The 10,497-nt window shown below is 32.0% G+C and carries 10 protein-coding genes and 3 tRNA genes; 1 reads left to right on the top strand and 12 read right to left on the bottom strand.

Annotated features, from left to right (window positions below):
- Positions 1–157 precede the first annotated feature (157 nt).
- Positions 158–994: an RluA family pseudouridine synthase gene (locus tag HMPREF2597_RS12230; RefSeq protein WP_002477978.1), complete on the top strand. Its 837-nt coding sequence runs from the start codon at positions 158–160 to the stop codon at positions 992–994.
- A 64-nt stretch (positions 995–1,058) separates the two neighbouring features.
- Here the strand turns inward: HMPREF2597_RS12230 and fumC are convergent, their stop codons facing one another.
- From fumC to HMPREF2597_RS12285, 12 genes are all read right to left on the bottom strand, one after another.
- Positions 1,059–2,444, bottom strand: coding sequence for a class II fumarate hydratase (gene fumC, locus HMPREF2597_RS12235; RefSeq protein WP_002477977.1), 1,386 nt, complete (start codon positions 2,442–2,444; stop codon positions 1,059–1,061).
- A gap of 127 nt (positions 2,445–2,571) precedes the next feature.
- The gene (locus HMPREF2597_RS12240) at positions 2,572–2,967 is read right to left on the bottom strand and encodes a hypothetical protein (protein ID WP_002458759.1); all 396 of its coding nucleotides are present in this window, start codon (positions 2,965–2,967) and stop codon (positions 2,572–2,574) included.
- A gap of 173 nt (positions 2,968–3,140) precedes the next feature.
- A complete protein-coding gene (locus tag HMPREF2597_RS12665) occupies positions 3,141–3,311 on the bottom strand; it encodes an SAS053 family DNA gyrase inhibitor (RefSeq protein WP_002458758.1) in 171 nt (56 codons plus the stop codon).
- 39 nt (positions 3,312–3,350) lie between these two features.
- On the bottom strand, positions 3,351–3,950 hold the full coding sequence (locus HMPREF2597_RS12245; RefSeq protein ID WP_002458757.1) for a 6-phosphogluconolactonase: 600 nt from the start codon (positions 3,948–3,950) through the stop codon (positions 3,351–3,353).
- Between the two features lie 165 nt (positions 3,951–4,115).
- Positions 4,116–4,586, bottom strand: a complete 471-nt coding sequence (gene trmL / locus HMPREF2597_RS12250) for a tRNA (uridine(34)/cytosine(34)/5-carboxymethylaminomethyluridine(34)-2'-O)-methyltransferase TrmL (RefSeq protein ID WP_002458756.1) — start codon at positions 4,584–4,586, stop codon at positions 4,116–4,118.
- 1 nt (position 4,587) lies between these two features.
- Positions 4,588–5,715 carry a tRNA epoxyqueuosine(34) reductase QueG gene (gene queG, locus HMPREF2597_RS12255; protein WP_002477976.1) on the bottom strand — a complete coding sequence of 376 codons (1,128 nt, stop codon included), beginning with the start codon at positions 5,713–5,715 and terminating at the stop codon, positions 4,588–4,590.
- A gap of 472 nt (positions 5,716–6,187) precedes the next feature.
- Positions 6,188–6,913 (bottom strand): amino acid ABC transporter ATP-binding protein, encoded by a 726-nt coding sequence (locus HMPREF2597_RS12260; RefSeq protein WP_002477975.1) that lies wholly within the window; start codon positions 6,911–6,913, stop codon positions 6,188–6,190.
- Positions 6,906–8,363: an ABC transporter substrate-binding protein/permease gene (locus HMPREF2597_RS12265; RefSeq protein WP_002477974.1), complete on the bottom strand. Its 1,458-nt coding sequence runs from the start codon at positions 8,361–8,363 to the stop codon at positions 6,906–6,908. Before HMPREF2597_RS12265 ends, HMPREF2597_RS12260 begins: the two co-directional genes overlap by 8 nt.
- Before the next feature lie 147 nt (positions 8,364–8,510).
- Positions 8,511–9,569, bottom strand: a complete 1,059-nt coding sequence (locus HMPREF2597_RS12270) for a PTS sugar transporter subunit IIC (RefSeq protein WP_002458752.1) — start codon at positions 9,567–9,569, stop codon at positions 8,511–8,513.
- Between the two features lie 616 nt (positions 9,570–10,185).
- A tRNA-Leu gene (locus HMPREF2597_RS12275) sits at positions 10,186–10,269 on the bottom strand.
- A 38-nt stretch (positions 10,270–10,307) separates the two neighbouring features.
- Positions 10,308–10,382 (bottom strand) — tRNA-Gly (locus tag HMPREF2597_RS12280).
- Between the two features lie 6 nt (positions 10,383–10,388).
- A tRNA-Cys gene (locus tag HMPREF2597_RS12285) sits at positions 10,389–10,462 on the bottom strand.
- Between the last annotated feature and the right edge of the window lie 35 nt (positions 10,463–10,497).

The raw sequence follows: 10,497 nt of genomic DNA on the forward strand, positions 1-10,497 counted from the left end.
CAATTACCAGCCATATTATTTATATTATACATGTGTGGTTTTAATTTTAAAAATAAATTTTATTGATCATTCTTGTAAAATGATGAAAATTAAACAGTTACACGTTATGTTATTTAAAAATTATGATAAGATGATAGAGAATGCGTAGGAGGATTCTATGAAATTTAAAATACCTGAAGATTATAACAACCTAACATTAAGAGAAATTTTTCAAACTTTAAAAGTTCCTAAAAAAGATTTACATCAGCTGAATATGTCAAAAGAAATTACGATTAACAACGCACCTGCTAGATTAAGTAATCAAGTCCATACCATGGATTGTGTTGAAATTCCTACTGATGAAGAAAAAAGTAATTATTTACCAAGTTATCGTTACGCTCAAATTTATTATGAAGATGATGATTTAGCTATCGTAATGAAACCAAAAGGCGTCAAAACGCATCCTAATGATCTAAAAGAAAGCAACACATTAATGAACCACATCATTTATACATTAGATAGTGAGTATGCTGAACCCATACATCGTTTAGATCAAGAAACAGTTGGGTTACTCATCATTGCTAAAAATCCACTTATGAAAAAAATTCTTGACCGAATGCTAGAGGACAATAAAATTACTCGAATCTACAAAGCAAACGTTAATGCACTATTGCCCATAAAACCTCAAACTATAGATATGCCAATAGGTAAAGATAAATTCCATCCCAATAAGCGTCGCATATCTAATACTGGACAACGTGCCATTACACATATACTTGCTTCCACAATGTTAAAAGAAGGTGTATGCCAGTTAGATATTAAGCTAGATACAGGACGCACACATCAAATTAGAGTACATTTAGCTGAAATAGGACACCCTGTTATTGGTGACCCTTTATATGGTGATTCAAAACTACGAAAATTAGAATTAAAAAGTTATCAAATTGATTTTGTCCATCCTTTAACTCAACAGTTTATATCAGTTAACTTAGATGACAATCCTATTACCAAATAAACATTGCGGCCTCAGTAACGATACTATGAGTTATTACTGAGGCTCAGCAATTTATTATTGCCTGTTAATGAGGATCAACCATGCTTTCAGGTTTTATCCATGTTTCAAATTGAGCTTCTGTAACATAACCAGAAGCAATTGCAGATTCTTTTAAGGTTAATCCTTCTTTATGCGCTTTTTTGGCAATTTGTGCTGCTTTTTCATAACCAATATGTGGATTTAAAGCAGTTACTAGCATTAATGATTGATTTAAATAATTATTAATATTTTCTTCGATTGGTTCGATACCTTTCGCACAGTTATCGTTAAAGGTTTGCATACCATCAGCTAATAAATAAATGGATTGTAGTATGTTGTGTAAAATGACCGGTTTAAAGACATTCAATTCAAAATTACCTTGTGAGCTAGCAATACCTACAGTCGTATCATTGCCCATGACTTGAATTGCCACCATAGTTAACATTTCACATTGTGTTGGATTCACTTTACCTGGCATGATAGATGAACCTGGTTCATTTTCAGGGATAGCAATTTCTGCCAAACCAGCTCTAGGACCAGAGGCTAACCATCGAATATCATTAGCTATTTTCATCAAATCTGCAGCAAGTGCCTTTAATGAACCGTGCAATTGCACAACTTCATCATGTGATGTTAATGCATGAAATTTATTTTCAGATGATACAAATGGATATCCTGTGTTTGTCGCAATATATGTCGCCACTTTATCTCCAAATTGTGGGTGAGCATTAATACCAGTACCTACTGCAGTTCCACCAATCGCTAAATTTAATATGTGACATTTTGACTCTGCTAATAATGTCTCACACTTTTCTAGCATATAACGCCAACCACTTATTTCTTGTCCTAAACGAATAGGTGTTGCATCTTGTAGATGTGTCCGTCCAATTTTAATAATATGATTAAATGAATGTTCCTTTTCTTCAAAAGTGGTACGTAATTGCTGTAAAGCGGGAACAAGTTTGGTTTCAATTTCATGATAAAGTGCTACATGCATCGCAGTTGGAAATGTGTCATTAGAACTTTGTGATTTATTGACATCATCATTGGGATGAATCTGCTCATCGCTTTGTTGTTCTTGTAAATATTGATTAGCCACGTAACTTACTACTTCATTCACGTTCATATTACTTTGTGTACCACTGCCTGTTTGCCACACTACCAATGGAAAATGATTGTCTAAATTACCATTCAAAATCTGATCACACGCATACACAATGGCATTTGCTTTAGCATCACTTAACTTTCCTAATTCGTGATTAGCTAATGCAGCAGCACGTTTCAATTGCGCAAAGCCGTAAATCACTTCAATAGGCATTTGTTCTTTGCCAACTGGAAAGTTACGTTTACTACGTTCCGTTTGTGCCCCCCAATACTTATCAGCAGGCACTTCTATTTCTCCAAATGTATCATGTTCAATTCGTACTGACATACGTGTATCTCCCCTTATCAATTGATTGTTTAACAGTAGTATAGCACTATTTAAAATCAAAGGACAACGCGCAAATAAAACGTTTTCACTAAAATCCAATTAAGTATAGTTAATCGATATTATTTCTTTACTTAGTGTATTTATTTTTGACGGCTTGCACTGTTGCAAAAGCTGACATGATATATAAAATGACACTTAAAGTTAAGGTAATTGGACTGAATGAGATTAACAAGCCTAATATTCCATTGAAATTGCTATATAAATGATCAAGTGTGTAACATAGTATCCCCGTAACTAATAATATGCACACAACACTAATCACTATGCCGATGCGATTACTCTTTAAAAAAGCAATTGCATTAACATCATCTACAAGTCCTTTAGATAAATTAAGCTGTAACTTCACAACTTTAAATAATATAGGTAAATATAAAGCTCCCAAAGCAATCGGGAAACCTTTAATTGAAATCAAACTAATAATTATCGTTAATATGATGATATGTAACCAATATTTGCTGAACATTCGCTTTCTCCTCTAAATGTTTTCTTCTAATTTTAGCATAAAATCTGACGTGCTTCAGATTAAATTAAAAAGGAACGAGATAAGTCATTTTGACTTTATAATCTCGTCCCTTTTTAATTATATTATATAGTATTTACATCATAAGCATTCATTACAAATCATTTTGTTAGTCTTTATGAATTTGAAGACTTTGATGTATCATGCGATTGATTAACTTTTTCTTCGTCATTTTTCTCTGAGATGTGTTCCATTTCTTTGCCCAGCTCTTTTAAGTCTTCTAAATTTTCAACCATCGCATTCTCTTCCTCATGATAATTTAAACGACTCTTTTTTTCTTTTGACATTAAAATGACCTCACTATATTATTCATAATCGCTTTTACTTTAAGCAAACCGATCAGTAAAGTAATGACGTACATCTTCTGGCAAACCTTCAGCTGCCGCTTCGTCTAAAATAACCGTTACCATACGATGTGCTTTTAAATCAGCAGGTTCAAAATTAGATTTTCCATTTTCATTATACAGTTTTTCTACTACTTCTTTTTTATTATGTCCTGTAATGACTAAGATAATTTCTCTAGCATTTAACAATCCTTGACGTAGACTGATATTAAGGTTTCCTTGATCATCAATTGAAGCTACTTGTAATATTAGTTTCCCTTTATTATCTTTTGTTTTGATTTTATCAGAGATAAACGCTTCAGCATCTTGATCGTATGAGATAGGATAAATTTGACTCTCAGGAACCCCCAGCGCTTTGAAATATTCTTGATTTTGATCATAGTCAAGAATGTTAATTTGGCTGAAGTCAACCGCATGTTGGTCAACATTCTTTTTAAGCATATCAAGTACTGGTGATGCCTCTTTGTTTAAATGAAATCCAGCAATTGTAGTAGGATTATTGTTAAATTGTTTTCTAATGATATCTGCTGAATACTCTGCAACTTGATCTTTATTTTCAAATACTTTAAAGTTCATTGCCATTCTTTATTACACTCCTCAATTATAACTTTAATAAAAATTAATGATATTAATTGTATATTACCCTATCTAAGGCTATTAAAACTATGATATATCATCGCTTTTTAATATCAATATAAATATATCATTAAATTACAATGAAATAAATTAAGTCACTATTTCCCTTATTTATGACAAACCGTAAAATTTTTGTTGTCTTAATGCTTCATAAATAAGCAAAGCAGCTGTATTTGATAAATTTAAAGACCGTATATTACTGTTCATTGGAATTCTTAAGGCAGTGTCAGCATATTTTTCTTTTACCCATTGTGGCAATCCTGTAGTTTCACGGCCAAATATAAAATACAAATCGTCATCACGATCAGAGAAATCAAAATCACTATATGTTTTTTTACCAAATTTAGTTAGTAAAAAGTATTTACCTGAAGTTGTTTCAAAAAATGATTCAATACTTTCATGATAAGTAATATTTACAAATTTCCAATAATCTAGACCTGCACGTTTCAACATTTTATCATCAGTACTAAATCCGAGTGGTTTTATTAAATGTAAATGTGTGTCAGTGCCAGCACATGTACGAGCTATATTACCTGTATTAGCAGGTATTTCTGGTTGATATAAAACAATATGATTTGTCATTTTAATTTCTCCTCATTTCTAAACCTTTTATCATTTCTTGTTGTACTTCTTCAACTTCTTTAGCAAAATGTGCATCGATAAATGATTGCGCATTATAACCATCGATTTGTCCTATTGCCCAGTAAGCTGTTGCTCTTATCATTGGTCTTTTATCATTAAGTGCAACTTCTTTTAATTCGGGTAGTGCTTCTTTAGCTTTAAAATGTGCTAAGGCAATAATTGCATTTCTTTGAATAGGTTTCTTTCCTCGCCACGCACCAGCTAAATGTCCATAAGTATTTTTAAATTCTTTATTACTCATTTGTAATAATGGAATTAATCTTGGTTTTAAAATTTCTGGTTCTAGAATAATATCATCGTGTTCAGTATTGATCCCTTTATTTTTAGGACATACTTGTTGACACGTGTCACAACCATATAAACGATTCCCTATTTTATAACGATATTCATCAGCTAAATATCCTTTTGTTTGTGTTAAAAAGCTAATACACTTTTGACTATTTAGTTGTCCGTTACCAACTAGAGCACCTGTTGGGCAACGATCAACACAAATTGTACAATCACCACAACTATCTAAAATGGGATCATCTGGTTCAAAAGGAATACTAACTAACATTTCTCCTAAATATGACCAAGTTCCCAATTCTGCATTAATAATAAAGCCATTTTTTCCAACAAAACCTAGACCTGCACGCTCAGCTACAGCTCTATCCGATAAAACACCTGTATCAACCATACTTTGTATTTCAACATCAGGCACTTTACTTTGAATAAATTCAGCTAATTTATCTAGTCTATTCCGCATAATTGTATGATAATCTTGTCCCCATGAAGCACGTGCAAACATACCTCTGCGATCACCACGTACACTTTTAGGCGCACCTTTTAATTTATTAGGATATCCGACAGCAATTGCGATGATAGAGCGCGCAGTAGGCAAGCTAAGTTTTGGTTCTGTTCTTAATGCTATATCAGATTCTTCAAATCCAGATGCGTAACCTTTTGCATGATAATCTTCTAATTTTTGCTTCAATTCATCAAATGGATCAGCTGTAGTAAAACCTATTTGATCAATTCCAATGCTGTGCGCAAATTGAATAATTTCTGTTTTTAAATGAGCTGTATTCAACTCTAAGCCTCCCATTGAAAATTTACATAAGTCATTTTACCACAATTTCACACTAACACTTGGATAAAAATTCACAAATGAAATTGAAATTGATAGAACTATAAATTTTTCATTAATCAAAACATGTTAATCTTTAAATTAAAATACAAGATGGGACGTAAAATCAAAAAAACAGCACAAAGATGGTTTTAAATAAATCAACTTTGTGCTTCTTTTATCTTCAATAATTTGTACTTGAAAAAACTATGCTTTATCTTAATCCACTTAATATAATAATGAAGAATCTGGAACATAATTATGTTTTTAACCTATGACTAAATATTGGCAGTAGTTGAATGGATAGAAAATGCGCTTATACCAAGCTTTTTTCAATCCTTGTCAACCTTACCAAGAGGCAGGATAGAATTTCATAATGAATTCTATCCTGCTCCCTTCAACTTGTCAGAGACATCTATGTCACAATATCACTAGACTATGATAATACACGTGATAAGAAATTTTGAGTTCTTTGTTCTTTTGGATGTTCAAATATATCTTCAGGCTTGCCTGTTTCAACAACATAGCCATCAGCCATGAAGATAACTTTATCACTAACATCTTTCGCAAAACTCATTTCATGCGTTACTATAACCATTGTCATACCTTCTTTAGCTAAAGATTTTATGACTTTTAACACATCATTAACAACTTCTGGATCTAATGCAGATGTTGGTTCATCAAATAATATGACGTCTGGATGCATTGCCAAAGCTCTAGCAATTGCGACTCTTTGTTTTTGACCTCCAGAAAGTTGATTCGGATAATTTTCAGCTTTTTCCGCCAAACCAACTTTTTCTAATAAATTATGTGCTTCTTTTTTTAACGTGTCTAAATCACCTTTTTTTAATAATTTCGGTGCCATGTATATATTTTCAAGTACTGTTTTGTGTGGAAATAAGTTAAAACTTTGAAAAACCATTCCCATATTTTGGCGTAATTCATTTAAATTAACGTCTTTACTTGTTAATTCTTTTCCTTCAAAAATTACATGTCCATCTGTTGGTTGTTCAAGTAAATTCATACATCTTAATAATGTACTTTTACCGCTCCCTGATGGCCCAATAATGGATACAACTTCACCTTTATGAACCTCTAAATTTATATCTTTGAGTACTTCATTTTTATCAAACGACTTAATTAAATTTTTAATTTTAATCACTGGCCTTCATTCTCCCTTCAATTAAAGTCATAATTCTAGATAATGAGAATGTTAAAACAAAATATAATCCCGCAGCTAGTAGTAATGGTGTAAACGGATCAAATGATATGCCTTGAACAACTTGAGAATTAAACATAACCTCACTCACACCAATTGTTGATACGATTGATGACTCTTTAATCAATGTCACAAATTCATTTCCTAAAGCAGGTAAAATGTTTTTAATCGCTTGTGGCATAATGACATTTTTCATTGTTTGATTGTAATTCAAACCTAAACACTGAGCTGCCTCCGTTTGTCCTTTATCTACTGCATTGATACCAGCTCTAATAATTTCAGCAATATATGCTGATGAGTTAATAATTAAAGCGATTATCCCGCAAATAAATGCTGAAATATCTAATCCTAATGCAGCAGTAGTACCAAAGAACACAATAAATACTTGCACAAGTAATGGTGTTCCTCTAATTATTTCAATATAAGCAGCAGCTATCCACGAAATGATTTTAATTTTACTCAATTTTGCTAATGCAATTAGCGTTCCCAAAACTGCACCAATAATAACGCCAATAGCTGATAATATAATTGTATTGACTATACCTTTAACGAAGAAACTGCCATATTTAGTAAAAAAGTTACCATCATCTGACATTTCTTTAGAAGCTTTATCCATATATTTATCAATTAAATTATGATCTTTGACATCTTTAATCGATTTATTGATATGTGCCATTACCTCTGGAGAATCTTTAGGTATAGCTATAACTGTTGACTTTTTATCCTCATTAAATTTCACAGATGCTAAAGTTAATTCTTTATTTTGCTTTAAATATGCTTCTGCTACAGGTTTCTCAATTACTACCGCATCTACTTTATGACTTTTTAAAGAAAGAATAGCATCTGGTAAACGCGTCAAAGAAGTGATACTTGCGTTTTCTATTTCAGTCTGTGCAATTTTTTCTTGCTCAGTAGATTTTTGAACAGCTATTTTTTTATTAGCTAAATCTTTTAATGAATGATACTTTTTAGCATCACTTTTCTTGACTAAAACCGTATTATTAGAATACATATATGGATCACTAAAATCGACTTCTTTTTTACGTTCAGGTGTTGAAGTCATTCCTGAAATGATGATATCAATTTTTCCTGTTTTTAATGCTCCCAATAAACTATCAAACTGCATATTTATAATTTTTAGTTTAAGATGGTTATCTTTAGCAATCTTTTTTGCAAGTTCAATATCTACACCAGCATATTCATTTTTTCCATTAACATTATGCTCAAATTCCATAGGTGCATAATCTGCTGATAAACCAACCTTTAGTTCTCCACTTTCTTTAATTTTCTCCCAATTTTTATCCTGTTCTGCATGTGCAATCGGTGTTATGTTGGCTATCGTTAAACCACATACTATGGCAACAACCATTAACAACTGTATTAACTTTTTCATGATTGCCCCTCCTTTTCGATGTTCATTATTATACATTTAAATAAATATATATGCAATAGCTTTTTTAAAAAAAGAGTACACAAAATGAAATAAATCATCTTGTGCACTCTTTTATATCACTGTATATATGCTCTTTATAAGCAAATATTACTGCTTTGGAATTTCAAATCTATAAATATCGTTAGTATAACCAGGAATGATTTTTTTGCATAATTCATGTATAATAAATGCGCTAGCAAATGGTATGATAAAATAACCAAACGCTAATAAGATTATATTCATAGTTACATCGCCAGTCATACGATTTAATGCATTTATTGGCCCTACTAATCCTGTATAACCAAATCCTGCAGAAAGCGGTGTCCCTTTTATACCAATCGAATAAGCAATTACTCCACCAATTACGCCATTAATAGCTAAAGGAATCATAATGATAAGATGTTTTAAATAAACTGGTATCATCATTTTTGCTGCACCGATTAACAATACAATATTGACACCCGCTGAATTTACCCTTAATGAGCCAAATATGAAAGTTACGCAAGCTGCTACTATACCCATATTAGCCGCACCACTTCCCAAACCATCTAAACTAATAGCCGTTGCAATAGCTACTAAAGAAATCGGTGTAACCATTAATAATGAATACGTGACACAAATCAGAATAGACATCAGCAATGGATTAAGTTCAGTAAATGAATTAATCATATGACCTAATGCCTTAGTTATAGTTTGAACATACGGTAAAGTATACAAGCCAAATATACCGCTTAATACAGGTATGGCAACAGGTAAAATAATCATCTCTAAAGATCCAAATTTATTCTGAAAAATTAAATATAAAAAACAAGCAACAATTACTACTAAAATAACATTAATTATATCGCCGATACCTTTTAAGGTAACCCCACTAGTTGTAATATGTATCGCACCAGAACCTAACATTGCAGAAGTTCCAATCAGCGTAGCACCAGCACCATTAAATTTAAATTGATGTGCTGCTAAAACACCTATTATAAATGCCATAAATGATTGTATAACAGTAACCAATTGAAAAATCATACCCAAAAATTGGTAATCATCCTTAAATAGCTTTAATAACTCCCCCAATAAGGCATTAGGCAACAGCGCAATAACTACTCCGGCCCCTACAGCATTCAATATATTACTAAAGAAACCTTTTACATTAACATGTTGTTTAGTCATTTCAAACCTCCAATAATTACATTAGATTAATAATATTATACTCATCGGCATTAAACAACCAAAATTTTCATTAATCGTAAAAAATCAAATATAGTGATATAAACAGGACCTCAATTCTAAGACTATAACGTCTTTATTAGCTAATTCAACAAAGATAATGACTGATTAACCAAATATTCCATTTCACTAGCAACTCTTAAAAATTACAATATCTTATTCCAATTTAGTATTACCTTTATAAAATTGTATATCTTGTACTAAGGTTTAATTACCTGTAAGTATCAATTTATAATGATTTCTCAAACTTTTTATAATATCTTTCTATCATATCTAAGTAAAAATTAATCAAAAGTTTTAGGTTTCCAATGATAATATAATTGCATAAGTCGAGGGAAAGCTACTAGTTACAATCCCGCTTAAAAATATGTAAAAAATTTTGTTACTACAAGTTTTGGCAAAGAATCATTACTACAGAAATATGCTCAACAGTTGGCTCGATTTCAATATATGGTCTATGAACTATCGTCGCAAAATAGCTTTATGACTTATTAGGATTTCATTTGAATTTTTCACATAATAAAAAACCTCTAAACACTACAATGTTTAGAGGTCAATATACCGGCGGTCGGGGTCGAACCGACACTCCAATAAAGGAACGGGATTTTGAGTCCCGCGCGTCTGCCAATTCCGCCACGCCGGCACAGTTATAAATAAAAAACTTCCTGTTGGAAGCAATATTGGAGCGGAAGATAGGATTTACACCTATATCTCATTCCGGGAAGGAATGTGTTCTAAAAGTTGAACTACTCCCGCATAACCTGGAGGCGGCAACCGGATTTGAACCGGTGATAAAGGTTTTGCAGACCTCTGCCTTACCACTTGGCTATGCCGCCAATAACTGGGCTAGCTGGATTCGAACCAGCGCGTG

Origin of the sequence: Staphylococcus sp. HMSC063A07 (assembly GCF_001836955.1) — a bacterium.
GTDB classification, from domain to species: Bacteria; Bacillota; Bacilli; order Staphylococcales; family Staphylococcaceae; genus Staphylococcus; species Staphylococcus lugdunensis.

What these genes read in the sequence shown, in the direction of transcription:
- HMPREF2597_RS12230 (WP_002477978.1), top strand. Translation starts at nt 158, where the DNA reads ATGAAATTTAAAATACCTGAAGATTATAACAACCTAACATTAAGAGAA.
- fumC (WP_002477977.1), bottom strand. Translation starts at nt 2,444, where the DNA reads ATGTCAGTACGAATTGAACATGATACATTTGGAGAAATAGAAGTGCCT.
- HMPREF2597_RS12240 (WP_002458759.1), bottom strand. Translation starts at nt 2,967, where the DNA reads ATGTTCAGCAAATATTGGTTACATATCATCATATTAACGATAATTATT.
- HMPREF2597_RS12665 (WP_002458758.1), bottom strand. Translation starts at nt 3,311, where the DNA reads ATGTCAAAAGAAAAAAAGAGTCGTTTAAATTATCATGAGGAAGAGAAT.
- HMPREF2597_RS12245 (WP_002458757.1), bottom strand. Translation starts at nt 3,950, where the DNA reads ATGGCAATGAACTTTAAAGTATTTGAAAATAAAGATCAAGTTGCAGAG.
- trmL (WP_002458756.1), bottom strand. Translation starts at nt 4,586, where the DNA reads ATGACAAATCATATTGTTTTATATCAACCAGAAATACCTGCTAATACA.
- HMPREF2597_RS12265 (WP_002477974.1), bottom strand. Translation starts at nt 8,363, where the DNA reads ATGAAAAAGTTAATACAGTTGTTAATGGTTGTTGCCATAGTATGTGGT.
- HMPREF2597_RS12270 (WP_002458752.1), bottom strand. Translation starts at nt 9,569, where the DNA reads ATGACTAAACAACATGTTAATGTAAAAGGTTTCTTTAGTAATATATTG.